We start from the raw sequence: 25,792 nt of genomic DNA, 5'->3' as shown, positions 1-25,792 counted from the left end.
TTTGACTGCGCCGCCGATTTTGGACGGCGCAGTCTTCATCCTACAAAGCGATAGTCTCAGCGGCGGCAAGCGGCAATCGCTTCGGCCCGGCATCCTCACGTCCCGCGATATGCAGTTTGCTCTCGGCCCAGCGTATGAAGAAACCCCAGACCGTGGTCAGCGCCAGATAGTAAATTCCCAACACAGCATAAAGCTCGAAGGTTTTGAAGCTGACGGAATTGATGTTCTGCGTAACCAGCAACATCTCGGACACGCCGATGACGCTAACCAGCGTCGTATTCTTCAGCATGATGTTGAACTGATTGCTGATCGGCAACAGGATCACGCGGATCGCTTGCGGCAGCACGATGTAGCGGAATTGCATGAGAGGTGTCATGCCCAGCGATTTGGCCGCTTCGATTTGCCCACGGTCAACGGCACCTATGCCCGCGCGAAAGATCTCCGCCATATACGCGGCTTCGTGCAAGCCAAGCGCGAGAATCGCCGCTTGCAGATTGCCCGGAATCACCACCGAGCCGATCGATACATCGTGAAACCGCAGAATATTGGACGCTGCCAATCCGGTATAGATAAAGACGATCTGCACCAATAGCGGAGTACCGCGCACCGCCCAAATATAAAAGCTCGCCGGCGCGCGCAGCATCACGGACTTCGACATGCGGGCTTGAGCCAACCCCAACCCCAGCACCACGCCCATCACTTGCGCGACGACGCTGATCAGCACGGTCAATTCCAGCCCGGTCAGAAAATCGCTGCTGGGCGAAGCGAGCTGCGTCCAAAAATACCGCCAGTCGAACGACATGTGAAATGCTCCTAATTGCCCAGCGGCAAGGTATCTGCCGAGAGATCCCATTTCGCAAAAATCTTGGTGTAGGTGCCGTCCTTCTCAAGCGAAGTCAATGCGCCCGAGATGGCATCGCGCAACTCGGGGTGAGTCTTGTTGATGCCGATGTCCGTGAGCACCCTGAAGTACGGTTTTGCGCCGAGCTTGAATTTGCCCGGCTGTGTGGCGAGGTAGAAACTACCGACTTCGTAGGGAATGGCGTACGCCTGTACTTGGCCGAATTGCAACTGCTGCAACGCGGCTGGGCTGTCGGGAAACGTCACGACATTGATCGGTTTCTTGCCGGCTTTCTTGAGATCGTCGTTGGCTTGCGCGAGTAGCGATGTTTCGTTGGTTGCCGTCACCGCAGCCACTTTCATGCCGCTCAGTTGGTGAGGTTCATCCAGAGGCGACTGGTCCGCCATTACGATGACCGTCTCCTGCGAGTACATGTACGGCACCATGTCCAGAACTTGCAGGCGCTCCGGCTTGAAATACAACTGCGAGATGATGGCGTCGCAGTGGTCGGCCAGCACGGCCGGTATGATGCCGGCGAACGGCATGTTGATCCATTTCGATTTCAGGCCCAGCTTGGCCGCAATCGCGTCGCCGAGATCGATATCTGCGCCGACGGGCTTGCCGTCTTTCATGTATACCAGCGGCGGCGCCGAAATCGAGGCGCAATACGTGATCGTCTTGGTGTTTGTGATGCCGGCGGGCATCTCTGCCCAGGCCGCAGACGGCGCATTGGCTACCCAGAAAAACAACGCCGCCACGATGGACGCGCCACACCTGCCCCACTTATTTTCCGACATCACCAAGGCTCGCTTATTTTTTGACCGCGCCTAGGGTTACTTCTTAAAAATAAATTGTCAACGGCGCGGCTGTTACCTGGCTCACGATTTTTGTCATTCGAGTGTCACGATTACGCGGACGAAATACAAAGGCCCGCACGCTGCGGGCCTGATCATTCCTATTTGGCGATGCGGTCGCCCCAGAAAAATTGCACTTTTACGACCGCGCTTGAATCACGTTTGCAATCGCGTCGCCCATCTCGGAGAAAGTAGCTTTCTCCCAAGGATCGAAATAACCGATCAAGGAGAAAGCACTTCCAGGCTGCGGCCATTGGTTGCGGGGCCGAACACGCCAACACCCACGATGATAGCCACCATAGCAGCCCCTATCATGACGAACACCGCATTCTGCCCATAAGCAGCAAGCAGATCGCCCACCCAATACCCTACGAAGACCGAACTCACGCGACTCCAGCAAAACGTAAAGCCAATCGCGCGAGCACGTATGCGCGTGGGGAAAAGCTCGGCAGCATAAGGGTGAAAAATGCTGATCAACCAATTATTCCCAAGCGCAATCAAACCACCCGCACACACGATAACGACAACGCTCTCCCCCGTGGCAAACACGCTCCCGGCGATGCCGATCAGCAGCGACGCAAACACAAGCTGCCATTTCCGCTCAATGCGCTCGGAAAAATAAGCCCCGCACGCCGCGCCCACCGGCGCGAGCAACACGATCGCCAGCGAGTAGTTAAGCGAATGAACAATCGAGAACCCATGCTTGATCAACAGCACAGGAACAAAGGCAGTGAAGCCAAACACCGCAATCGTCTGGGAAAACTGAAAGACTGAAATGAGTAAGGTGCGCGGCAGGTAAAAGGCGCTGAATATCTCTTGCCAGCGCCCCTTCTCGATCACCGCGTCGGGCACATCCAGATCGGGAGGCGAGAGCGCGACACCGAGTTCGGTCTCGATCCGTTGCTCGATATGCGTGACAATCGCGTTCGCCTCGGCGACGCGCCCATGCACCTCCAGCCACCGCGGCGATTCCGGCAGCCCGCGCTGAATAAACCAGACCAGCAGTCCACTGAGCGAGCCCAGCGCAACCACGATACGCCAGCCCGCGATGCCGAAGGGATCCTGCGGCACCAACAACGCCGCGAGCAGTGCCGCAACCGGGATCGAGGACAGCACGAAGATATACGATACGGTCATGTAGTGCCCGCGCCGCGAACGTGGCGTGAGTTCAGTGATATAGCAGTCGTTGTTGACCAACTGCATGCCCACAGCGAACCCGGCGACCAGCCGCGCGATATCGATCAGCAACGGGTCGCTCAACACCGCCACCGCCAACTGCGCGAGGGAATAAACGATCATCGAATAAATGAACACCGCGCGACGGCCGAATTTGTCGGAGACGAAACCGAACACCGCGGTGCTCAGAAACATCCCAACAAAAAACGAAGCGAGGAAACTGGCGAAGCTGTGAGTATCGAGCAAGCCTTTGTTGGTGATCGTAAAAATACCGGAACGCAACAGCCCGAGCGAGATGAAGCCCGGCATGAACAACTCGAAAAATTCGAACCAGCCGCCGGCGGCGATGCGTGCGACCACCCCCATCAGATGGCGCGACGGCGGCAGACGATCGATACGGGCAAGGATCGCGTAATTCTGCGACCGCGCTGAGGTAGAGCTTGTTTCCATTTCACGTTCCCTTTTTGGTTCTTCGAGAAAGGTGCACTTCAAGGCCCGCGCTTCAAGCGCCTACTGCAAGGTCTACCTGACCTCAATGCGCATCGACGCCCAGATAGGCGTTCTGCACATCGGGATTGCGCTGTAGCTCCGCAACCGTACCTTGAGTGACGATGCGCCCGGTTTCCATCACATAGCCCCGGTCGGCGATACTGAATGCCGAGAAAACATCCTGCTCGACCAGCAGGATCGGTATGTCTTGTTTGCGGATTTCCGTCAGGATGTCGAGCAGTTGATCGACGATCACTGGCGCGAGCCCCAGGCTCATCTCGTCGATGACGAGTAATTTTGGGTTCGCCATCAACGCGCGCCCGATCGCGCACATCTGCTGTTCGCCACCCGACATGCTCCCGGAGATCTGCTTGCGCCGCTCCTTTAGCTTAGGCAGCAACGCATACACGCGCTCGAAACTCGCCGCGATATTCGCTTTGTCCTTGCGCCGATAAGCGCCCATGCGCAAGTTATCCTCGACTGTCATGCCATAGAACAGTTCACGCCCCTCAGGTACCTGCACCACACCCAGGTTGAACACTTGCTCGGGCGCCATGTCGATCAGATCCACGCCATCGAAACTCAAGGTGCCGCGCGCCTTGATCAAGCGCGACACTGCCCGCAGCAGCGTGGTCTTGCCCGCCCCATTGCTGCCCACCAGCGTGACGATTTCGCCCGCGAAAATCTGTAGGTTAATGTCGGCCAGGATCGGCACTTCGCCGTATCCTGCGGCAAGCCCGGCGACTTCGAACAGCGCCGGCTTGTCGGCCTGGATCGGCACTTCGCCATATTCCGCTCCAACCGCCGCGACTTCCAACAGAGGTTGGCTCATCAACGTCTCCTCCCCAGATACGCCTCGATCACGTTGGGCCGGCTCAACACCTCCTGCGGATTGCCTTCGGCGATCTGCTGTCCATGGTGCAACACCAACAAACGGTCGGCCAACGCACGAATCGCCTTGATCACATGCTCGATCACCAGAATGGTCACACCGGTATCGCGTATCTTCAGGATCAGGCCAACCACCTCTTGCACCTCGACGGCGTTCAGGCCCGCCATCACTTCATCGAGCAGCAGCAGTTTGGGCTTGAGTGCGAGCGCCTTCGCGAGTTCCAGCCGCTTGCGGTCGGGTCCGCCCAAGGCTTCTGCCGACTGATCCGCCCGATGGCCTAACCCCGTGAATTCGAGCCACTCGCGCGCCTGTTCGCGCGCCTTCTTGCGGTTATGTTCGCCGCCCGCGGTGCCGAACAACGCGGCCACCGTGACGTTTTCCAATGCAGATAAGCCGGGAAACGGCTTCATCACCTGGAACGTGCGGCCTATGCCCAACTGCGCGCGTTGATATGCCGGCATGTGATCGATACGCTGGCCTTCGAAATGCAGCTCGCCGTCGCTGGGCGCCAAGGTTCCACTGATCAGGCTGATCAACGTGGTTTTACCGGCGCCGTTGGGTCCGATCAAACCGAGCACTTCACCGCGCTTGAGTTGAAAGTTGATGCCGGATAGCGCCGTCAGCCCCCGGAACCGTTTGCTGAGGTCGCGTGCCGCAAAAATCGGCTGTTCCTCGGCGCTCGCATGCGACATCGCCTCATGGTCGTCGCGTGCCGCAAAAATCGTATGGTCCTCGGCACTCATATGCGATATCGCCTCATATTCTCGATGAAATACCGCGCGCCCGAGCGCCTGAAGCCGCCGACCAGATCGACCAGCCCCTTGGGCATGAACACCACGGCAAGCACGATGACGATACCGAAAAACAGACTCGCCACCGTTGACACGCTACTGGCCAGCACTTCGGAAATCGCCGACAAAATGAAGGTTCCCACGATAGGCCCGAATACCGTACCCGGGCCACCGAACACGGCCATGATGACCATCTTCACATTGAGCGACGCGTCGAATGCGCTCGAAGGATCGATGAACGTGATCCAGTAGGCGTGGATGCCACCAACCAGCGCGCTGAAAAACGCCGACATCGCCAGTGCGCAAACCTTGTACAGCGTCGCGTTGATGCCCATCACCGCAGCGGCGTCTTCGTTCTCGCGTATCGCGACGAGGCCTGCGCCAAACCGGCTTTTCGACAGCCAGAAGACGGTCAGCGTTGCCAGCACCAGCACGCCGAGCGCCAGCTCATAGAACAAGGCGTCGCCGCGAAACATCGGCAGGATCAAGCCGATGTTGTTGCCCGCGATATTCAGGTTCGAAACGATCGCGGCCATGACTGCGGATAGGCCCAGCGTGGCAATCGCGAAATACGGGCCGCGCAAACGCAAGATCGGCAAGCCGACGACTACCGCGCAGACCACGCCCAGACCGGCTCCGCACGCCAATCCGACCGGAAACGGCAGCCCGTATTTGGACATGGCGATCGCCGTGCCATAGGTGCCCAGGCCATAGAACACCGAATTGCCGAACGACGGATAGCCGGTGAATCCGCCTATCATGTTCCAGCCCTGCGCCAAGGTCGCCAGCAGCAGCGTGTTGATGCCGAACTGTATGACGGTGTCCGAGCCTATCCACGGCATCGCCGCCAGCACCGCGAGAAAAAGCAGAAGCAACACCACGCGCACTATCATGCTTTCTCCAGAAGAACCGCAGGGCGAGCTACGAGAATCAGGACCAGCAAACCAAAGCTGATCACGTCGGTATAGGTCGGCCCGAGATAGAGCGCCGTCATGGCCTCCGCGATGCCCAGCACCAGCCCGCCGAGAATCACACCGAGCGGATTGTCCAGGCCACCCAGGATGGCGACCACGAACGACTTGGCGGTCAGCGTCAAGCCCATGTACGGCGAAACCTGCGAGACCATGCCGAACAAACCGCCGGAAACGCCGGCCAATGCCGTGCCGATGCCGAACGTGACCGCATAGATCGATTTCGGATTCACACCATACAGGCGAGCGGCCGTGAGATTTTGCGCGGTAGCGCGAATCGCGCGCCCCAGCGTGCTGCGCTCCAGCACCAGCCACAGCAGCGCCGCGAGGCCAAGCGCAATCACGAATGCGCCAAATTGGACGACCGGCACGGTAATGCCCAGCACTTCGAAGTTGTTGCCCGCGAACGGCGGATTGATGGTGCGGTAATCGGCGCTGAACGCCAGTTGCGCCACATAGACAAACACCACGTTCAACCCGAACGTGATGAGCAAAGTGTTGAGCATGGCCGAGCGGATGATCAGATTCAGCAGATAGCGCTGCAGCACATAGCCGAAGCAGAACATGATGACCATCGTGAGCGGCAAAGCCAACCAGATATCGACGCCGGCGCCGGTGTACAAGTAATAGACGGCGTAGCCGCCGAGCATGATGATCGCGCCATGCGCCAAGTTAACGATGCGCAGCACGCCCCACACCAACCCCATGCCCAACGCCATCAGCCCATAAAGGCCACCCAGCAAAACACCATTGACCAAAACCTGTCCGAATAATTGCACGCCTATCTCGCTTTGTTCACTGTGCTCACTTTGATTGAGTACTGCCGGCATCGCCAGACGCCGGCAGTAAAGGCTGCCCGGGCAGCTTAGTGACGCTTGCTCCATACGGGAGTGGGATACAGCGGCTTTTCGATGAAAGCGGTTTGGTAGATCGGCACCAGCTTGCCGTTCTGGATTTGTATGACGCTCTGTGGCATCGAGATCTGCCCCGTGCTACCGAATTTCACCTGGCCATACAAGCTTTGGAAATCGACCTTGGTCAACGCGTCGCGCACTTTGTCGGAGTCCAGGCTGCCGGCCGCCTCGATCGCTTTGGCAAACGCCTCCACGTCAGCGACAGCGGAAGCCGCGTGATAGTCGGGCGGATAGCCAAAGCGCTTCTGGTACGCTTCGGCAAACGCCTCGCCGTCGCCAAACCACGGATCGGTCAACGTCTTCAGCGGCAACCACGGCGTCATGCCGAACGCATAATCGGCATCAGGGCCCAAGGCCTTGCGGAAGTCGCTAGACGGCACGCCTACGGTGTAGGACGACATCGAGCCCGCGTTCACGTCGAGGCTGCGCGCCTGCCGGATGAAGCTCAATGCCTGCGGCTCATGACCGGTCCACAGAATGGCGTCCGGGGAAGTCGATTTGACGAACGACAAAATCGACGAAAAATCGGGGCTATTCTCGCTGTATTGCTTGTCCGCCACCACCGTGAGGCCCGCACTCGCGAGCAACGGGCGGGTGCCCGCCGCGACCGATACGTCGAACGAGTCATCAGCAGCAATCAACGCGACGGTCTTCGGTTTGGGATTGAGCTTCATCAGCATTTCGATGGTGCTCTTGAAATAATCGCCGGCGGCCGGCAGCGTGCCGAATATGTATTTAAAGCCGCGCGAATAGATCTGCCCGGACGCGCCGCCACCCTGCACCATCGGGATTTTATATTTCTCGGCCACGACGGAATCGTCCAGCGCATCGTTGCTGGCGAACGGGCCCAGGAGAAAATTAACTTTGTCTCGCGTCACCAGTTGCACGTATTGGCGCACCCCGAGATTCACGTCGGACTGGCTATCGAGGATGTTCAGCGCCAGTTTGTATTGTGTACCGCCGACATTCACGCCGCCCTTGGCGTTGATCGCGTCGATTGCCAGGTTATATCCATCGCGATAATAACGGCCCGAGTTGGCGAGATTACCGGTCAACTGCACCGCTGCGCCCAGCACGATCGTCTTTTCCTGCGCGTAGGCCGGTGGCGCTGCCGCCAGACCCAAAGCCAATATCGGCATCGCCACACCGAACCACATTCTCGATAGCGGTAACTTTACAAATCGATTCATAAGTACTCCCCTTGGCGTAGCCAGGACGTCCTGGCTTTGATCCGAACATCGCTGAACACTGCTGAGCACCGACTGCTACTGCGAGATATTGCGCATGCGCGGCCCACACGCCGAGCTCGTTACCCGGCGGCGAGATCACAATCCGCGAGCAACGATAATGAGGAAAAACTTCTAAACGGAATTAAGTAATGCCGATATTTTCCAGATGGCGCACTTGAACCATCGGGTGGTTTTTGCGAGATCGAGGGATAGTATTTTTAGCGATTTCGCCGGTCGATTCTGAGGCTTTATCGTGGCTTATCTAAGTCGTGTTAACACTAACCGCACATAACATTTCCCTTTCATCATGGCGGTTCGCGGGTCGCTTCTTCATTGCTTCTGCATCGCTTAGATATCACTTCGGCATAACTACGATATCGTTTCGGCATCGCTTCGGTATTCGCTGCTTCGATGATCTCTGCACGCGCTGGCTTACTCGTTCCCGAGCTGCAACTTGGGTGGGTTGCGCTTCTCCACCGTCCACTTCAACAGCGCTGCGCAGCGGTAGATACCGTGCGCGAACTTGCCATAGGGCAACGTTAGAAACAACCCCATCACCACGCCAAAATGGATTGCCAAGAGCACGCCCATCGCCGCCGTATCGCGAGCGGCCAGCAACAGCAGACCGCTTGCGCTAACCAGCAGCAGCAACGCAATGAAGCCGCGATCCATCGGCTTCTGGTTTGCATCGCCATGCAGCGGATGTCGGTTGAGATTCAGAATAAGTAGTCCGATGGGACCGGCCAGCAGCCCCAGGCCGCCAACCGTGCCTAGCAGCACTGGCAGGCTCGTGTAGTCATAGGGCGCCTGCCAGCCGAACGCATAGTGATAAAGCGTGGCCACGCAGGTAGCCGCAAAACACAACATGAACCCATAGAACGTCAGGTGATGAAAGCGCCGCCTGAGCAAGGTGTACGCATCGTCAGATTCGTTGCAGCCCTGCCCGTGCCCGCCGCCAAGATATCTGAGCGTTAGCGCATCATGAGTCGCCTCGCCCAGCGCGGTGGCCGAAACAGCGCCGGGTGCCTGGTCGCGCCAGAACCGACGCACACCGATGCCCAGCGCCACGAGCGCGTATGCGAACGTGACGCCGAACATCAGCACGAGCATGCGGTGCGGGAAGATCGCGTAGAAGTTACCGCTAACTGAGAGCGTACCCACAGCCAGCATCGTAAGCACCAGGAACAAGGCTAGACCCAATGCGCTCGCCAATGCGAGCGTCAGTCCATTGCGTTTGTACAATGCGCCGAGCGCTGCAGGCCACGCATAATCCGAGTAGGTATGGACACGAACCGCGGCCATGGCCTGCGGCACATTCACCGCGAACTCGTGCGGCGGCGCATATTGGCACGCATGCAGGCAAGCGCCGCAGTTGTGGCACAGATTGGCCAGGAAATGCACGTCGTTCTTGCCGAACTCGAGACGATGCGTCATGGCCGGAAAGACGGCGCAGTAGCCTTCGCAATAGCGGCAGGCATTGCAGATTTGCATAACTCGCGCCACCTCCGCCTCGGTGCCGCTTAATGACGACCACGCGAACGACAACCCGGACGGCAACCCCACCAACGGCGAGTTAGCGCCCAATGCGGCGGCTTCGCGCGTGAGCGCTTCAAGCTGCTTCATGGCGGGCTCCCGTCAGAGCGCGGGCGGCTTGAGCAGCCTGGGCGCCCGCGATACGGCCGAACGCGGTACCGATCGCGATGCCGACACCCGCGGTGTAGCCCTTGCCCAGCACATTGCCCGACATCATCTCGCCGGCCGCGAACACGTTGGGGCTCGGTTTGCCGCCAAAGTGCACCGCAGCGTGTTCGTCCACCTTCAAACTCAGATACGTAAAGGTGATACCAGGCCTGAGTGCGTAGCCGTAAAACGGCGGCCGATCGATAGGCTGTGCCCAGTGCGTTTTGGGGGGATCGATGCCTTCCGTGTGGCAATCGTCGAGCACCGCGTGATCGAACGTGCCCACACGGCATGCGGCGTTATAAGCCTCGACGGTGCGCACGAACTGCGTCTCCTCGACGCCTATTTTGCCCGCCAGTTCCGCCAGCGTATCGGCTCGCTCGCCCGGGAACACCGGTGGCATGAACCGGCCGACCGCCTTCGCGTCGATGATCGAGTAGCCAATCTGACCCGGCTGCAGCGCAACCAGGCGGCCCCAGATTGCATAGCGTTTGGGCCAGAAATCCTCGCCTTCATCATAAAACCGCAGGCCGTCGCGATTGACCACCACACCGAGCGAAACGCAATCGATGCGCGTGCAGATACCGCCGTCATACAGCGGCGCGCGCGCGTCGATCGCCACGCAATGCGACTGCGACGGGTCGCCCAGCGAGTCAGCGCCGGCGTCAATCAACAGCTTCAGCGGCACGCCCATGTTGAACCGCGTGCCACGAATCAGGAAATTGTCGGCGGGCCATTCGCTACCCACCTGCCCCCACGCCTCGCGCACCCACGCGCGATCCGACTCGAAGCCCCCGGCGGCCAGAACGCAGCTGCGCGCCTCGAAGCGCTCGCCGCCAACCCGGGCTGCTACAAAGGTGTCGCCGTCGAGTTCGATCCCGTCAACCGGAGCGTCGTAGCGAATCTGTACGCCAAGGCGCGCGGCGCTGCGGTAATAGGCATTGATCAGCGCCTTGCCGCCCCCCATGAAGAACGCATTGGTTCGGGCCACATGCAAGGCGCCGGAGAGCGGTGGCTGGAAATGCACGCCGTGGCTGCGCATCCAGTCCCGGCAATTCGACGATGCGCGGATCACCAGGCGTGCCAATTTTTCGTTGGTCTGACCGCCCGTTACCTTGAGCAGGTCCTGCCAGTATTCTTCTTCGGGATAGGCGTCGATCAGCACGTCCTGCGGCGCATCGTGCATGCAGCGCAGATTGCGCACATGCTGCGAGTTGCCGCCGCGCCACTCGCGAGGCGCGGCCTCGAGCAGCAAGACCGACGCGCCGGCCTCGCGCGCCATCAACGCGGCGCACAAAGCGGCATTGCCGCCACCGATTACGAGCACGTCGACCATCGTCCCCTCTCTCTTTTAGTTTGAGCCGGATGATAGACAGCGTACTGCCGATGTACCAGTAGCCAGGCCAAACTACCCCTTCACGATTCGTGAAGACGTGCGCCGATCCAATGCCCCTCCCGCACGAGAACCGTGGCGACATCGGTGAGCACCACACGCGCCGCCAGTCCGGCCGGCGACAATTCCTGTTCCGGCAGGCTCACCAGCAGGTTGCGCCGGCGCACATGCACATCGCTTACGCGCGCGACCGCCAGCGATGCATCGGCATATCGGGTAAGGACCGCGCCGGGCTGTATGGTCGCCCCCAAACCGCCGCGTACCGCGTCCATCAACAGCGCAAGGCCGTCCACCTCGGCGATGATGCGCGGTTCGCGCTTGGCCCGGGCAAACGATATATCGAGTAAGGCTCGTAACCCATGCGAGCCGCTGGGCATGATGAGCGGCAAGTCGGCAAGCGCGGATAAGCGCACGGAACGTTTCGGTGGGAAATCGGCTAGACCCTGGGCGGCGATCACGAACAATTGTTCGTCGAGCAATGGCGTGACGTTCCAACGCTGCCCGACGTCCTCGCGAAATACGATCGCCAGGTCGATTTGCCGTGCGTTCAGCATCGAGGTCAGGTGGCCCGACAGCGCCTCGACCATGCGCAGGCGCACTTCGGGATAGCGCGAGCGCATCGCCTCCATGAACGCCAGCCCGAGCACGCCACCGGTGCTGGGCGCCAAGCCCACGCTGACGTGGCCGGAAAGCCTGGCCTGCTGCGCCGCGTGCGTAGCGTCCTCGATATTGCGCAGTGCCAGTTGCGCCTGACGCCAGAACGCGAGCCCGGCATCGGTAGGCGACACGCCCGTGGCCGAGCGGTGCAGCAGCCGCGTCGACAGCTCGCCTTCCAGGCGGCTGATCTGCTGACTCAATGCCGACGTGACCACCCCAAGATCGATCGCGGCGCGACCCATGCTGCCAAGTTCGCAGACACGCACAAAATACCTGAGCTGCCTGAGCTCCATGCTGAGCCTTTTCGCTAAAGCCCTACAACCGCGCTTGCGGCGTGCCCGACGTATTTTTAAGGCGACGCAGCTTGACCAGGTAATACAGACTCAACGCGAAGCACAGCGCAACCATCAACTGGAGGGCGAGCCGTTCGTGCGAGTTGGTGGCGTTGATGCTTTCCAGCGTCACGGGCCGAGTCTTGAAGATTTCCGCGCCCGAGAGCGTCACACGGGTCACCGTAAACCCGCAATATTCCACATGAACCGGCTCGCCCAGATGCCCCGGCATCTGCGAGTACGGCCCATTGCAGGCATTCTTGTCGAGGCATTTGGCCAGCAGTGAATCGGGAGCGCCGGCGCGATGGACGAAGTACGTATTGGCGTTCTTGGTCACCACGCCGTCCGCGGAGCCATCCGGAATCACATCGCCGGCGGCGTTGAACGGGCAACTGTCGACGTGCGCCGTCGAATGCCAGATCGGCAGCAACGAGCCGAGCAAAAACCAGAGTCCGCAGATGGCCAACGCAATCGCGATGCTACGGTAGTCTGATTTCTTTTTTGATGGTGTAGCTGCCATGAGGAGTGCCGGTCTGCGATTGAAGGCCGTATCATGCGCCCGCCGATAACGCCGCGCAAGTAGGCCGCCCGGCCGCCGCGCTGATGGCCTGCGCTTATGGCCTGTTATCACCTGCTTAAGGTCTTTTAAGGCCGGTTATGGCCGCGATGCCGATTATGGCGGCTATGGCATGGTCAGCGCGTTTTTGGAGAAACCGCGAGCGCCGCCAACCGGTCGCGCAGCGAGGTCGACGCCAGCGATTTTTCATACTCGGACCGGGATACGATCGCGGCCGCATCGCCGGCGGCAATTCGGTTCAACTGCTGCTTCATCGAGCGAATCACGTCGATGTCGCAAGACGCCATCGCCTCCAGATAGCTCGCGGTGCGCTCCGACAGTTCATGCGGCGCTACCAGATCGGTCAAAAAACCTATTCTCAGCATCTCGGCCGCGTCGAGCGTCATGCCGGTGAGGAACAGGCGTTTTGCATTCGCGAGGCCCAAGGCCGTAATGTAGCGGCGCATGCCGCCGGGATAGTAGTGCAAACCGATCCGGGCGGCTGGCATGAACATCCGGGAGCCGACCACGCCGATACGGAAATCGCAACATAGCGCCAGATCCGTGGCCCCCCCATACACACTGCCATTCAAGGCGCAGAGGGTCGGCAACGCACAGTTTTCCAGGGCATCGAGAAAAAGCTCGAACCCCCGATCGAGCTTTTCAGCGATCGCGGACAGGGTGTAGCCTGAACTGAAGGTTTGCGAGCCCGCGCCGGAAATTACGAGCGCACGCACGCGCCCTGAGCGTTCGGCATCGGCCACGTATTGCGCCAACAGCGGCAAATCGTCCGGGTCGATCCGGTTGTGCTGATCTGGACGATTCAGCGTGATTCGTGCAATATCGTGCTCCACGGAAAAGAGCGGTACACCTTGCATCGGGCCTTCAGTCATCGTCGTATCCTGGTCATGCGCTGCTGTATTGGGTCGCTCAGGGGTCGCTCAGGGGCGGCTTATCGGCATCACGGTCAGTGCGACTGCGCTCCCCCCTAAGGCCGGTCCTCCACCATCTTGCGGTGGAGCTCGCGGGTCAGACCTTCGATCCGCTCGCTCAACTGGCGCGTGATTTCCGTCAATGCCGTATTTTGTTGGACGAGAATGGCAAGCTTGGCGGTTTGGTCGGCGGCGGCTGTCTCGCGGGTTTCGCTGGCTAGCGCGAGCTCTTCGCGGTGCAGTGCGTCGGCCTGTGCATGCACTTTGTCGCGATCGGCCTGCCGCGTCTGCGCCAGCAAGATCAGCGGCGCCGCGTAGGCCGCCTGGAGGCTGAACGCAAGGTTGAGGAGAATGAACGGATAGATGTCGAACTTGGTCCACCCGGCCACATTGGCAATAATCCATGCCGCGACGATAGCCGTTTGTCCGATTAGAAACGTTGGCGTGCCGAAGAAACGGGCAAATGCCTCCGCCTTAAGCGCGAACCAGTCACTACCGAAAACGGGATCAAGATGCGCGTGGGGAAGATGAAACCTCAAAGGGTGATTATCCGTGTTACCGCTGTCATGTTTTGGTGCGTCAGGTTTCGATGCGTCAGGTTTGGTCGAAGTATTCATTCAGAGCTCCATGCGTGTATACCCAATGACCCGAGGGCTATCCCGCCGGGTTTTATGAAGGCAGTATAAAGATAAAGAGCGTCGGCTCGTGCTAGAGCTCGCCAGCGCGAGCTCTAGCACGAATAGTCCGCCGCAAGCGCAGTGCTGTACGCGCACTGCTCTGTGCACATTAAGCACACGCATTTGGGAAGCAATGACTTTCTGGAATGGTCTGGCAGACTATTATTACGTTGCGCGATGGCTTCACGGTATCGAATAGGCGTTCTCGATTTGCTATTCCCCTATATTAATCGGCTAAGATGCGGCGATGAATCTGACTCGAGTTACTAATAGCCTGGTCACACGCCTGATCGTTTTCGGGGTGGTTCTGATTATCGTTGGAGCGACAGCGCGCTATATATTGCTTTCCAAGGTCTTGCGCGACAACCTGATCGATGTTTTTTCGGCGCAGCAAGTGTCTCTTGCGGACGCCGCCGCCCGCGACGTCGACTACAAGCTCGACCAACGTCGTCGATTGCTGGCGCAATTGGCAAGCACCTTGCCGCAAGATTTGCTCGGAGACCCCGAACGTCTGCGTGACTGGCTGCAGCAACGCCAGGAGTTGATGCCGCTGTTTTCGCTAGGGGTGGTGGTGGCCGATCCCAACGGCCGTGTCATGGCCGACTTCCCGCCGGTCGCCGGGCGCGTAGGCTCCTCGATCGCGGGCGATACGGATTTCGCGCGCGTGCGCGACGGTCAACTGGTCATCGAACATCCGCTGATCGATCCCTACTCGAAACAACCCGCACTCCCGATGGCGGCGCCCATCAAAGATCGAGCCGGGCACGTTCGCGCCATCCTCGTCGGCATGACGGCGCTGGCCGCCCCCGGTTTTCTCGATCGCGTGCGCAACGGCCGGATCGGGCAAACCGGCGGGTTCCTGCTGATTTCGCCGCGTGACAAGTTGTTCATCAGCTCCAGCGATCCCGCCATGGTGTTCACGCCGACACCGCCGCTTGGCGTCAATCTGTTGCACGACCAGGCCATGGCAGGCTTGCGTGGCAGCGGCGTGACGCTCAATGCCAAGGGTGTCGAGGAGATCTCCGCGATGTCGCCTGTGCCAAGTACCGGCTGGTTCGTGGTCGCGCGCCTGCCGACAGCGGAAGCGCTCGCTACGGTCGCGACTCTGCAGAGATACGTGATCTTGAGCAGCATCGGCGGCGTCGTGGTTGTGCTACTGGTGGTGGGCGGCCTGGTCACCTGGATGCTGCGCCCGCTGTATCGCGCGGCCGCACTGGCCACGCGGATGACGAATGGCGAGATCTCGCTCGAACAATTGCCCGTGGTGTACCAAGACGAAGTCGGGCATATGACGCTGGCGTTCAACCGGTTGTTGGCCAAGCTCGCCGCCAGCCAGGCGGAGCTTGAGCGCATGGCCCATCAAGACTCGCTGACCGGGTTGCCCAATCGCAGTTTGTTGGCCGAGCGCATGCAGCAGGCGCTGGCCAGGGCGCAGCGCAACGGCACGCGGGTCGCGCTGTTGTTCCTGGACCTCGACGGGTTCAAACCCCTCAACGATACGCTCGGCCATGAGGCGGGCGACGACGCGTTGATCCGCATCGCGCGGCGGCTCCAGACCGTCGTGCGCGCGACGGACACGTTGGCGCGCGTGGGTGGCGATGAGTTCATCCTGCTCGCGCCCGATCTCGCCGAATCGGCGGAAGAAGGTGCGCGCATCCTGGCGGCAAAATGCATTGCTGCGGTAGCGCAGCCGCTGAGCTGGAATAACGTCGATTACGCGCTAGGGGTGTCGATCGGCATCGCCGTGTGTGCCGGTAGCTGTAGCGCCGATCGTTTGCTGGCGATGGCGGATAAAGCCATGTACCGGGCCAAGCAGGACGGCCGCGGCTGTTTCGTCATGGCGCCCACGTGCGATAACTGCCCTCGCCGACTGGCAGTGGCTTAAAGACCGTTTGCGGGTCTGCGTTCGAGGCGAGCATTTCGGCCCCGGGGCTCTATCGCGCTCCCCTCCCCGATCCCACTGTTGCGCCCTCACTCCACCTCATTAAAGCCAGACGCGGCGAAACCCCGCCGCCGCAAGCAGGAACTCCTGCGGTCCCGTCCACTCTCTAAATAAACAAGAAGGTCATGCTATTTTGCGCCATGGCCGTCCAAGCGCGTGCTGCACGCGACGATGCGTGGCGATCGGCCGCGGCTTTTCAATCGATGTCGCCGCTGCCCTGCACGCACAAGGATAAGCACACGCGACACTCAACTTAAAAAATTACTCACCGATGGAATATTCGTGGCAGTTTTTCCGCGCCGGCGGCATCGACCAAGTCGCCATACGCTCGGCCGACGACATCGCTCACTTGGGCGAACTGGATCAGAAACTCTGGGTTGCGTTGGCGTGCCCGACCCGTGGCATAGAAATCGACCCACGCACGCTCGATTTGATCGACACCGATAATGACGGCCGGATTCGGCCTCCGGAACTGATCGCCGCCTGCAGTTGGGCCTGCGAACAATTGCGCGATCCTGATGAGCTGATGCAAGGCGGCGACACGCTGGCGCTCGCCTCGATCGACGACGGGGGCGCGTTCGGTCCATCGCTGGCCGACGAGGCGCGCCGTATCCTGATCCTGCTCGGCAAGCCCGAGGAGATCACCACGATCAGCCTTGACGATGTCGTGGACCGTAGCAAATTGATTGCCGCGATGCGCTTCAACGGCGACGGCGTGATTACGACGAAAACCCCTGAAGACCACGCGCTGCGGCTAATGGTTCAGCACATCATCGACACACAAGGCAGCATCAAGGATCTCGGCGGCGACGACGGCATCGACCGCACCAAGGCCGACGCATTCTTCGCGCAGGCCACAGCGCTCAGGGACTGGCATGCCATTGTCGCCGGCGACGCTACCATTGTGCCGCTGGGCGAGCGCACGGGCGCAGCCTCCGATGCGTTGAGTGCCGTGCGCGAAAAAATCGACGATTTCTTCGCACGCTGCCGTCTGGCGGCTTACGATATTCGCTCGGCCGAAGAACTGAATCCGTCGCAGGAACGCTATCAGGAAATCGCCGCACAGGCGTTGTCATTGACATCGCCTGCCATCGCTGAACTACCGCTCGCGGCTATCGAATCGGGGCCGAACTTGCCTTTGGTCGGCCGCGCGGTCAACCCCGCATGGGCTCACGCTTTATCCGCTTTCAAGGAACAGGCCTACGCCCCGTTATTCGGCGAGGCGTCGCAAACCTTGACGGAAACGGACTGGGCAGCCTTGCAGGCTAGTCTCGAACCCTATCGGCAGTGGCTACTCACACGGCCGCAGACCAGTCTCGATGCGTTATCGATCGACGAAGTCGCTCAAATTACCGACAGCGACGCGCAAGCGGCGATCAACGGCTTGATCGATGAAGACCTCAGCGTCGAACCGCAGAACGCACGCATCGTCGACCTGGAAAAACTGCTGCGCTACAAACGCGATTTGCTGCGGCTACTCAACAACTTCGTGTCCTTCAAGGATTTTTATCGGCGGGAAGGCGCGACCTTCGAAGCGGGCACGCTGTATCTCGACGGCCGTAGTTGCGATCTGACGATACAGGTCGCGGACGCGGGCAAGCATGCCAGCCTTGCGGGGCTCGCGAAAGCCTGCCTGGCCTATTGCGAATGCCGGCGCGCCGGGGAAAAGATGACCATCGTGGCGGCCTTCACGGCCGGCGATACGGATTTCCTGTTTGTCGGGCGCAATGGCATCTTCTATGACCGCAACGGCCACGACTGGGACGCGACGATCATCAAGATGATCGACAACCCGACCAATGTGCGGCAGGCGTTTTTGTCGCCGTACAAAAAATTCATTCGAGCGATCGAAGAGCAAGTCGCCAAGCGTGCGGCTGCCAGCGACGCCAGTACGCAAAGCAGTGTGGGCTCGGTCGCCGGCGGCCTGGTCGCGGCCGGCACAGGGGCGTCGAGCACCGCATCCGGCGCAGCGGCGTCGGGCACCGCGCCCGCGCCGGCGAACAAAGGGCCGAGCAAGATCGACGTGGGCACCGTCGCGGCATTGGGCGTTGCACTCGGTAGCATCAGCGCCGTATTGGTCGGCATATTCGGCAAGTTCGTCGACCTGGGATGGTGGATACCGATTGCGCTGATCGGCATTATGTTCGCCATTTCAGGGCCCAGCATGTTGATCGCGTGGCTGAAGCTGCGCGAGCGCAGCCTGAGTCCGATACTCGACGCAAGCGGCTGGGCGATCAACGGCCACATGAAGGTCAACGTCCGATTGGGTCGATTGCTTTCGCAGATGGCACATATTCCGCTCAGCGCACGCCCCCTCAGAGACCCCTATGCGGACCGCAACGGCGCTCGATATACGGCCAGCGCGGCCATAGCGGTGTTGATCGTCGTCGCGGGAGTCTGGCGCTTCGGCTTGGCCAACGCGTGGTTGCCCGCTCAGGTCCACTATTCGGCGGTAGCGGCAAGCGTCAAGCAAGCGGTCAGTCACTGAGGTGGGAGCTAGCGGACCTAGCTACATCGGTAGCCACGAAATGGACTACGATTTGCACAATTGCAGGTACGCTGTAAGCTTAAAAGCGCACTATCGCTTTGACACGGCGTATCAGGAGAAGTGCATGTCCATCGATGACCGGCTGAACACTGCGCCGACGCTACAAAAAGGCGGCGAACCCGCCGCCCGCGCCCCGTCGTTGCAGGCGAACAATCCGAGTGGCCCGCAACCCATCGGCCTGAAGCGAATGTTGCTCGTATTCGCCCTGGTAATCATCCTACCGTGCGTGGGCCTCGCCATTGCAGTCGAAATTCTCGCAGCCCTGGTCCATGTGTTTTAGCATTAGCCGTGCCGCAGGCAGAAACGTGACGGCGGATGCGTCGAAGTGCCCGCGGACGTATTCGACTTGAGCCGGCCTATCAGCGCCACGAAGGTGGCGACACTGGCGGTTCTCACCGGGTAATACGGAACCTGATGGCGTGTGCACACCCGCTTGAGTGTAGCGGCGGAGTCGTGATCGATGCAGTCCACTGGAAAGATAACCATGTCGGCGCGCGGCAGCGCCGCGGCCAGCAGGCCTTTGCGGTCTTCGACGCCGCCATCGTGCACCGTCAAATGACCGCCGGCGGACTCGACCAGCAGCTTCAATGTGGCATTCGAGCTGGGCCGTCCTCCGACGTAGACGATGCGTCTGTCACGCAGGAGATCCAGCGATCCGCCATTCATCGAGCCATCGCTCGCCGTGCCGCCCTCGAGCGGTGATGACAACTGCGCGGATGACTGCCCGAATGACTGCGATAGCGACTGAGACAGAGTCTTCTCCACCGCGTTCGATTCGGCTTGCATGGTGTCGATCAATTCCTGCGCTCGATCGAGTCGCGCCTGCAGGACCTGAACCGCGTCGTGTTCTTGCAGCGCCCTGAGCTCTGCTGCGTCGCGACGGCTGGTATGACGCGCGAGGAGTTCGTCCCGCGCGGCGAGGGTCGCTCGTAGCGTCGCCACTTCGCTGGCGAGATCGGCGTCCTGTACGGTCGATTCGCGCGCTTGCCGTTCGGCGAGCTTGCCGAGCTGGCTTATCTGTTCGTCGTATTGCCGCCGCTGGGCATCGCGCTCGCTGCTCATCTCGCTCAAGCGCAGTTGCTGGCGTTCGATTTTCGCCTTCAGCTCGCTATTTTCCTGCTCAAGTGCAACCAAGCGTCGAATATCGGCTCGATTGGCCGCTCCGACCAAATGCGACAGCATATGCACGTCGCCGAACGCGAGTTGGCGCAATTCGCGCGTCGTGTGATGGTGCGTCATGACGGCCCAGTAGGCCGCGGGCACTTCACCGTTTTTCAGCGCCAGGCGCCAAAGGTCGCGTAACTCGATATCGGTTTTCACGCTGTTGTATTGCTTGAGCGTGCTTTCGAAGCGCGCTTCCAGCGCCTTGTTCAACGCCTTGGCTCCCGGGCCCCCTTCTCCTGCCAATTGAACGGCCGCGTGGTGGATATCGAGATCGCTGGCCCGCTCCCGGTCCAGGCCGGTCAAGCGAGGTACGAGCTTGCGCAACTCGGCGGTGCTCAGGCAAGTGCCGATGACCGAACAGTGGAAAATCGGATCCAGGTCGATCAGGCGTGCGCGCCGCGGCACTTCGCGCGGCGCCTCGATCTGCGCTTGCGTGACCTTGTCAGACCGCGCGCAGCAGAGATCGGCAAGCGGATGATAGTTGCTCCGGCCGTCAGGGCTGGGCGCGGTCGCGAGCTTGAAGGGAGGAGCTTGCATCGCAATGTCTCTCATTGAATACATGAACACGTTCGGTGCGTCGAGCTGAAACTCCGAGAGGCCAGCCACTCGATTAATACGCCACCGTAATATACCACCGGATATAACGGTATGCAGTGTGCGCAATTCCACAGGTCCGGCGTGGACCTGCCTTGGACCTGCCTTGGACCTGCCTTGGTCCTGCCTTGGTCCTGCCTTGGTCCTGCCTTGGTCCTGCCGTGGACCTGCCGTGGACCCATAAGCGCCAACTATCGGCTCACGACCACAGGGGAGATTTTTGTCAGACTTTCGACCCCGTGGGTTAAACTTGATGACGCTAAACTCACTCCTCGCTTTCCATGCCTGTGCGCGTTCAATTCCGGCTACGCTTCATGGTCGACGACTCCATAGCATTGGGGCCCGGGAAAATCGCGCTCATGGAATCCATCGAACGAACCGGCTCCATCTCGGCCGCCGCTCGGGAACACGAAATGTCCTACCGGCGCGCGTGGCTGCTTATCGAGCAGATGAACACCTGCTTCGACGACATGCTCGTATCGACCGCGACGGGCGGCAAAGGCGGTGGCGGTGCGCGGCTCACGGAGCTGGGCGCCGAAATCGTGCATCTATACCGCGAGGCGGAAGCCGCCGCTCAGACCGCTTCGAAAAAACCCATTTCCGCTATTTCACGACGCCTGAAACGCGATGCCGTGGTACTCGCCGCCGGGGTACTTGCGGATTAAGTTCGGGGGCGATATCGATCGTCGAAGCGATCCGCCACGCGGTGGATTGCAAGGGCGGCATGCTGTCGTGATTGATTCCCACCAGCCCAACCGAGTGCAGCAGTTCCGGCATGATAGGGATGGTATATACGTCGTCGTCATCCAGTGCGAACGGGCCCAGCAGGCTATGTGGCACCACGCTGGATAAGCCCGCGCATTTGACATGCGTGTACAGCGCGAAGATCGAATCGGTCTCGACGACGACAGTCGGCTGTACCCTCGCTCGGCGGAACGCTGCATTGATGATGCGGCGGTTTTGCATATTCGAAGTCAGCAGACAAAGCGGCAACCCTTCCAGATCCTGCCACGTCAATGTCAAGGGCGAAGTGGCAAAGGTCTTGCGCTGCGTGGCCAGGTTCATGAGTAACACATAGCGCTCCTCGTAGAGCAACTGAGTACGAAAGCCGTCCAGACGCGGGTCTTCGAGGTAGGTCATGCCGAGGTCAAGCTCGAATGCGTCGAGCCGGCGCGTGATTTCTTCAGTGCTCAACGATACGACCTGGAAAGAAATACCAGGTGCGTCGCGCCAGCATGCACCGGTGAGCTGCGATACGAGCGGCATTGCACTCGGAATCGCACCGATGCGCAATACGCCGCTCAACTGCGCGTGAGATGCCGAGGCCTCCTGCTTCAACCCGTCGAGTGCCGCGCGCGTTTGTCTGGCCCACGCGAGAATGCGCTCGCCCTCGGGGGTAAATCCGATGAAACGATGCGAGCGTTGGACGATCACCACATCGAGCTCTTGCTCGAGATGTCGGATCGCGCCGGAAAGCGCCGGCTGCGACACGTGACACGACTCGGCCGCGCGACCGAAGTGTCGTTCGCGCGCGAGTGCCACGAGATATTCAAGCTGTCGGACGAACATTCAGTCGGAAAGCGAATAAGTGGCGAGCGCTTCCTTGATGATCCGTGCCGCCGCGCTGACTTGGCGGACATCGCCTGCCGGCACGTCCTGTAATTTCCAGTTCGGCCCGACCCAGTAGGAATCGAGCTGCGGGACGGGTCGACTGACCAAGAAGGAAGGGTCGAGCCCACTCTCCAGGATCTGGGCATTGATGATGGCCTGGATTTCTTCGGCAGATTTGATTTTCTTCGACATTCTGGTTCCCAATGCATAAAACACGGCTTCGACCGTGCGATAGACCCATCTTTCGTTATATCCTACCGTATACAACGAAAGCCGTGAAATAGTTGGAGTGAATGTGAAAACCGCACCCGAATCCCGAACTGTCGAGTTCGGGGAAATCTACAACCGATTGACGCAAAGATTTATGCCGGCCAGCGTCCCGAAACAAGTCAGCCGCAAGGTACTGGCAATCAGCCAGGTTGTGCTGGCGTTTCAGCACTTGCAGGACAGCCTGCGCCGCGTGGTCGGCATATTTCAGGACCGCCCTGCAGGCGCCGCATCCCTGCCGGATGCGGGTATGAGAGCGAGAGTGCGTGCAGGCGCAGATGCAGATGCAGCGGGCGCATTAGTATCGATCGAAAGCCTTTTGCGGCAACTCGGCGCGCTCGCCCATGCGCCGCAAACGGGCTGGCAAAAAGACCTTCAGGTGATGATCGCTCGGGCCGAGGCGGCACGCGAGGTGCTGGACCTGCTGCTGTTTTCTCGTCCGGCATCGGCGCAGGCGCTGATCTTGCTCGGTTTGCCGAAAGCCCTCACTTCGGCAGAACAGATCGAGCATTTCGCCGACGAGGTGGGGCGCCTCGATGCGGCGTTCTTTGCGTTGGGCGCGCAATATGTGCTCGATCGCCACTATCAGGGCGTGGGGCAAGGCATCTTGCCGTTACCCGCCAGCAATTCTGTGCAGCCTCGCCGGCGCACGAAGCGGGAGTCCGCAAAAGTGACGGCGAATCCGCTGCGCGAGCGCCCGCAAAAATAACGACCGTCCTGCGCGTGGACGCCCGTGCAAGCGGCTGCCAGCCTTGCACGTCGGCGCCCGCGCGCGGATCACCGGGTGAGCGATCGGGTCGGCGATCGGGTCGGCAATATTAATCAGCAGCGATCACGCCCTGCAGCGATTGCGGTATCGCTTGTGCATCGCCGGTGACGGTCGGCTTGGTCACTTCCACCCCATGTGCCTTGAGCAATGCCTGGCCTTGGTCGCTGAGCAAGAACTTGACGAAGGCCGCCGCGCCGCTCGGGTTCTGAGCATCCTTGAGTATCGTCAGCGTGTAGATAGCCTTGGCGTGCAGTTCCGGCGCCGGAAGAATCGCAGGGATCGCAAGGTCCGAAGTTTCGGTCGAGTAGAAGAAGCCGGCGTCGAGCTGGCCCGATTGCAGACGTCCAACCAAGGTTTCCTCGGGCAGTACTTGCGCAGGATTATCGGGCGCACCGAGCGTCTTTTGGACGAGGTCCGGTTCGTGATAAAGATCGGCGGCCTTGGTCACCATTTCAACGGTGAACGCGCCTTTGGGGTCGAGCTTGGGATCGGTACGGCCGATGCGGATGCCCGGTTCTTGCAAAACGGTGTCCCAACGCTTGGTTTTGAAATCGTCCGCGAACTTGCTGCGCGCGCTATAGCCGATCATCAACGGCGACTCGGCAAAATTGACATACCACGTAACGTGATCGCCATTGTCGGCGCCCATCAGCATAGTGTTGACCTTCGGGCTCGCACTGATAAACACGTCACCGCGGCGTAATTTCCCTTTGATTTCGTTGGCGATTTTATTCGAACCTGCCGCATACCCTTGAAAATTCAAGCCGGTCTGCTTGTTAAAAGCGGGCCCTACACCGTGCTCCATCAGATTGACCAACGATCCGGCATACAAGACATTGACCGTGCTGTCCTGAGCCGAGCATACGTTCGCGGTGGCGACACCTGCCAACACCGTGACGGACATTAATAGCTTGCGAAGCATTCGATTCTCCATAGCGTTATAAACGACGATATATTACGCTAAGCGGGTTTAGCTTATCTGCTTCCTTATTCGGTTTTACTTCGCGTTTTTACTTCGTGGTTTTCACCCCGCGTTTTTTGCGCGCGGTATTACCGCTCATTCCCCTTTCTTGTTCCTTTCAATCGCCATTCGACGGTGGCTCCGCTGGGCTTCGCCTGCGGTTGCGCATCCGGCTATACTGACTCTCATCCCCTCTCAACAATCGCCCGTCGCGGCACCCCAACTCAGCAAACGGGCATTCAACATGGAGCACGAAAATGCGAACCAGCGCGCGGAATCATTTTGTCGGTGAGGTGGTAGAAGTCAAGCAAGGCGCGGTCAATGACGAAGTCACGTTGCGCACCAAAGAAGGCCTCGTGGTCGTTGCCATCATTACGCACGGCAGCGCCGTCACGCTGGGACTTGCCGCAGGCAAGCAAGCGTTCGCGCTCGTCAAGGCGTCGTCGGTGCTGGTGATGGTCGATATGAAGAGTGAGCAGGTGTCGGCGCGTAACTGTATCGCCGGCACGGTGTCTGCCGTCACCAAAGGCGCTGTCAACGCCGAAGTCACGGTCAAGGCATCGGACGGCGCTCAGATCGTCGCCATCATCACGAACGATAGCGTGGACCGGCTAGGTCTGGTGAACGGAAAAGCGGCGACGGCCATCTTCAAGGCGTCGAGCGTGATCGTCGGCGTGGATTGAGCGCCCTCACGCTCAAGGCTGGTTGTAGCCGCTGAACCCCATCAGCGCGGACAAGCGCGCCGCTGTTTCCCCAACCAGCCGGCACACTTCCTCCACGTCCGGATTGATCTTTTGGTCGATGCGCTCCACGTACGGAACGTTGATCGCCGCAATGGCATGACCCGCGTTTCCGATTACGGGAAACGCGATGTTGGTCACGCCGCGCATCTGCCGGCTCGGCACCAGCTCATGCCCGGTCGCGCGAATTTTGGTGAACGTACGCGTCAATTGCTTATGGTCGACCTCGAGCTCGCCTTCCACGCGCATATGCGCGGCAAGCATGCGCGAGCGTTCGACGGGATCACGAAACGCCAGCAGCACATGGCCCGAGGACGTATCGGTCAAGCCCATCACCGCGCCGACCTTGAGCCCGAACGACCACCGCTCGGGGCTGTCGATCTGGGCAATCACCGCAACGCGCCCGCTTTGGAAGATCGACAAGTGACACGATTGCCGCGTGGTATTGGCGAGCTCGCGCAATAAGGGCAACGCCACGGCGGTCAGCGATTTGATCGGCTGCTGCCGGTGCACCATCTCGAACAACTTGAGCGTGAGCGTGTAGCGATCGTTGCGGTCACTCTCGACGTAGCCGCGACGCTCCAGCGTCACCAGCATCCGGAAGATCTCGCTGACGGTGCGCCCCAGCTTGAGCGACAGCTCATTGAGCGTGTAGCCATCGGTCGTATCGACCAGCGCTTCGAGAATATCGAGCCCTTTCTCGAGCGCGGGCGCGGCGTAACGAGGCGGATCCGCGGCATCCTCGGTGGGTTGCTCGGTGGGTTGTTTTGCGACTGGGCTCATGGCACTCAACAAATAGGCTGGGGCCGGGA

26 protein-coding genes are annotated in these 25,792 nt (G+C 60.1%); 7 read left to right on the top strand and 19 right to left on the bottom strand.

What is annotated here, in order from left to right:
* Positions 1-40 precede the first annotated feature (40 nt).
* Positions 41-802, bottom strand: a complete 762-nt coding sequence (locus GSQ77_RS07880; protein WP_158900796.1) for an amino acid ABC transporter permease — start codon at positions 800-802, stop codon at positions 41-43.
* 11 nt (positions 803-813) lie between these two features.
* Complete coding sequence (locus tag GSQ77_RS07875) at positions 814-1,473, bottom strand: ABC transporter substrate-binding protein (protein WP_158900794.1); 660 nt, start codon at positions 1,471-1,473, stop codon at positions 814-816.
* Here GSQ77_RS07875 and GSQ77_RS07870 point away from each other — a divergent pair.
* Complete coding sequence (locus GSQ77_RS07870; RefSeq protein ID WP_158900792.1) at positions 1,472-1,672, top strand: hypothetical protein; 201 nt, start codon at positions 1,472-1,474, stop codon at positions 1,670-1,672. The two genes, GSQ77_RS07875 and GSQ77_RS07870, sit on opposite strands and share 2 nt — an antisense overlap.
* Before the next feature lie 245 nt (positions 1,673-1,917).
* On the opposite strand, the gene GSQ77_RS07865 is transcribed toward GSQ77_RS07870, so the two are convergent.
* The 12 genes from GSQ77_RS07865 to GSQ77_RS07810 form a co-directional block, all read right to left on the bottom strand.
* Positions 1,918-3,321, bottom strand: coding sequence for an MFS transporter (locus GSQ77_RS07865; protein ID WP_158900790.1), 1,404 nt, complete (start codon positions 3,319-3,321; stop codon positions 1,918-1,920).
* 82 nt (positions 3,322-3,403) lie between these two features.
* The gene (locus GSQ77_RS07860) at positions 3,404-4,192 is read right to left on the bottom strand and encodes an ABC transporter ATP-binding protein (RefSeq protein ID WP_158900788.1); all 789 of its coding nucleotides are present in this window, start codon (positions 4,190-4,192) and stop codon (positions 3,404-3,406) included.
* Entirely contained in the window at positions 4,192-4,995 is an 804-nt protein-coding gene (locus GSQ77_RS07855) for an ABC transporter ATP-binding protein (protein WP_254067517.1), read from the bottom strand. Before GSQ77_RS07855 ends, GSQ77_RS07860 begins: the two co-directional genes overlap by 1 nt.
* Positions 4,992-5,936, bottom strand: a complete 945-nt coding sequence (locus GSQ77_RS07850; protein ID WP_158900786.1) for a branched-chain amino acid ABC transporter permease — start codon at positions 5,934-5,936, stop codon at positions 4,992-4,994. The genes GSQ77_RS07855 and GSQ77_RS07850 overlap by 4 nt, the downstream gene beginning before the upstream one ends.
* Positions 5,933-6,844, bottom strand: coding sequence for a branched-chain amino acid ABC transporter permease (locus GSQ77_RS07845; protein ID WP_254067516.1), 912 nt, complete (start codon positions 6,842-6,844; stop codon positions 5,933-5,935). The genes GSQ77_RS07850 and GSQ77_RS07845 overlap by 4 nt, the downstream gene beginning before the upstream one ends.
* A gap of 35 nt (positions 6,845-6,879) precedes the next feature.
* Positions 6,880-8,118 (bottom strand): amino acid ABC transporter substrate-binding protein, encoded by a 1,239-nt coding sequence (locus tag GSQ77_RS07840; protein ID WP_254067515.1) that lies wholly within the window; start codon positions 8,116-8,118, stop codon positions 6,880-6,882.
* Between the two features lie 471 nt (positions 8,119-8,589).
* Positions 8,590-9,780: a tricarballylate utilization 4Fe-4S protein TcuB gene (tcuB, locus tag GSQ77_RS07835; protein ID WP_158900782.1), complete on the bottom strand. Its 1,191-nt coding sequence runs from the start codon at positions 9,778-9,780 to the stop codon at positions 8,590-8,592.
* The gene (tcuA, locus tag GSQ77_RS07830) at positions 9,767-11,173 is read right to left on the bottom strand and encodes an FAD-dependent tricarballylate dehydrogenase TcuA (protein WP_158900780.1); all 1,407 of its coding nucleotides are present in this window, start codon (positions 11,171-11,173) and stop codon (positions 9,767-9,769) included. Before tcuA ends, tcuB begins: the two co-directional genes overlap by 14 nt.
* Positions 11,174-11,253: 80 nt before the next feature.
* Positions 11,254-12,180, bottom strand: a complete 927-nt coding sequence (locus GSQ77_RS07825; RefSeq protein WP_158900778.1) for a LysR family transcriptional regulator — start codon at positions 12,178-12,180, stop codon at positions 11,254-11,256.
* A gap of 22 nt (positions 12,181-12,202) precedes the next feature.
* Positions 12,203-12,739, bottom strand: a complete 537-nt coding sequence (locus tag GSQ77_RS07820; protein ID WP_158900776.1) for a hypothetical protein — start codon at positions 12,737-12,739, stop codon at positions 12,203-12,205.
* Between the two features lie 173 nt (positions 12,740-12,912).
* Entirely contained in the window at positions 12,913-13,668 is a 756-nt protein-coding gene (locus tag GSQ77_RS07815) for an enoyl-CoA hydratase/isomerase family protein (protein ID WP_158900774.1), read from the bottom strand.
* 95 nt (positions 13,669-13,763) lie between these two features.
* Positions 13,764-14,246 carry a DUF1003 domain-containing protein gene (locus tag GSQ77_RS07810; RefSeq protein ID WP_254067514.1) on the bottom strand — a complete coding sequence of 161 codons (483 nt, stop codon included), beginning with the start codon at positions 14,244-14,246 and terminating at the stop codon, positions 13,764-13,766.
* 385 nt (positions 14,247-14,631) lie between these two features.
* Between GSQ77_RS07810 and GSQ77_RS07805 the strand changes: the two genes are divergently transcribed.
* From GSQ77_RS07805 to GSQ77_RS07795, 3 genes are all read left to right on the top strand, one after another.
* Complete coding sequence (locus tag GSQ77_RS07805; RefSeq protein ID WP_158900769.1) at positions 14,632-16,269, top strand: diguanylate cyclase; 1,638 nt, start codon at positions 14,632-14,634, stop codon at positions 16,267-16,269.
* A 328-nt stretch (positions 16,270-16,597) separates the two neighbouring features.
* The gene (locus GSQ77_RS07800; protein ID WP_158900767.1) at positions 16,598-18,814 is read left to right on the top strand and encodes a hypothetical protein; all 2,217 of its coding nucleotides are present in this window, start codon (positions 16,598-16,600) and stop codon (positions 18,812-18,814) included.
* Positions 18,815-18,938: 124 nt separating this feature from the next.
* Entirely contained in the window at positions 18,939-19,154 is a 216-nt protein-coding gene (locus tag GSQ77_RS07795) for a hypothetical protein (protein ID WP_158900765.1), read from the top strand.
* Between the two features lie 2 nt (positions 19,155-19,156).
* On the opposite strand, the gene GSQ77_RS07790 is transcribed toward GSQ77_RS07795, so the two are convergent.
* Positions 19,157-20,575 (bottom strand): DUF2325 domain-containing protein, encoded by a 1,419-nt coding sequence (locus tag GSQ77_RS07790; protein ID WP_158900763.1) that lies wholly within the window; start codon positions 20,573-20,575, stop codon positions 19,157-19,159.
* Between the two features lie 416 nt (positions 20,576-20,991).
* On the opposite strand from GSQ77_RS07790, the gene GSQ77_RS07785 reads away from it, so the two are divergent.
* Entirely contained in the window at positions 20,992-21,297 is a 306-nt protein-coding gene (locus GSQ77_RS07785) for a winged helix-turn-helix domain-containing protein (protein WP_254067513.1), read from the top strand.
* On the opposite strand, the gene GSQ77_RS07780 is transcribed toward GSQ77_RS07785, so the two are convergent.
* Positions 21,236-22,201: a LysR substrate-binding domain-containing protein gene (locus tag GSQ77_RS07780; RefSeq protein ID WP_158900758.1), complete on the bottom strand. Its 966-nt coding sequence runs from the start codon at positions 22,199-22,201 to the stop codon at positions 21,236-21,238. The genes GSQ77_RS07785 and GSQ77_RS07780 overlap by 62 nt on opposite strands.
* Positions 22,202-22,435, bottom strand: a complete 234-nt coding sequence (locus tag GSQ77_RS07775; RefSeq protein WP_158900756.1) for a hypothetical protein — start codon at positions 22,433-22,435, stop codon at positions 22,202-22,204. It abuts the gene before it with no gap.
* A 103-nt stretch (positions 22,436-22,538) separates the two neighbouring features.
* Here GSQ77_RS07775 and GSQ77_RS07770 point away from each other — a divergent pair, with 103 nt between their 5' ends.
* Positions 22,539-23,219: a hypothetical protein gene (locus GSQ77_RS07770; RefSeq protein ID WP_158900754.1), complete on the top strand. Its 681-nt coding sequence runs from the start codon at positions 22,539-22,541 to the stop codon at positions 23,217-23,219.
* Positions 23,220-23,328: 109 nt separating this feature from the next.
* Here the strand turns inward: GSQ77_RS07770 and GSQ77_RS07765 are convergent, their stop codons facing one another.
* Positions 23,329-24,201 (bottom strand): extracellular solute-binding protein, encoded by an 873-nt coding sequence (locus tag GSQ77_RS07765; protein ID WP_158900752.1) that lies wholly within the window; start codon positions 24,199-24,201, stop codon positions 23,329-23,331.
* 296 nt (positions 24,202-24,497) lie between these two features.
* Between GSQ77_RS07765 and GSQ77_RS07760 the strand changes: the two genes are divergently transcribed.
* The gene (locus GSQ77_RS07760; protein WP_158900750.1) at positions 24,498-24,923 is read left to right on the top strand and encodes a molybdopterin-binding protein; all 426 of its coding nucleotides are present in this window, start codon (positions 24,498-24,500) and stop codon (positions 24,921-24,923) included.
* Positions 24,924-24,935: 12 nt separating this feature from the next.
* On the opposite strand, the gene GSQ77_RS07755 is transcribed toward GSQ77_RS07760, so the two are convergent.
* Positions 24,936-25,763 carry an IclR family transcriptional regulator gene (locus GSQ77_RS07755; protein WP_158900748.1) on the bottom strand — a complete coding sequence of 276 codons (828 nt, stop codon included), beginning with the start codon at positions 25,761-25,763 and terminating at the stop codon, positions 24,936-24,938.
* Positions 25,764-25,792 lie beyond the last annotated feature (29 nt).

Origin of the sequence: Burkholderia sp. L27(2015), from assembly GCF_009765705.1 — a bacterium.
Classification (GTDB): Bacteria; Pseudomonadota; Gammaproteobacteria; order Burkholderiales; family Burkholderiaceae; genus LMUX01.
Note: the sequence above shows the minus strand (reverse complement) of the source record. Positions and strands in the feature narration are given on the sequence as shown.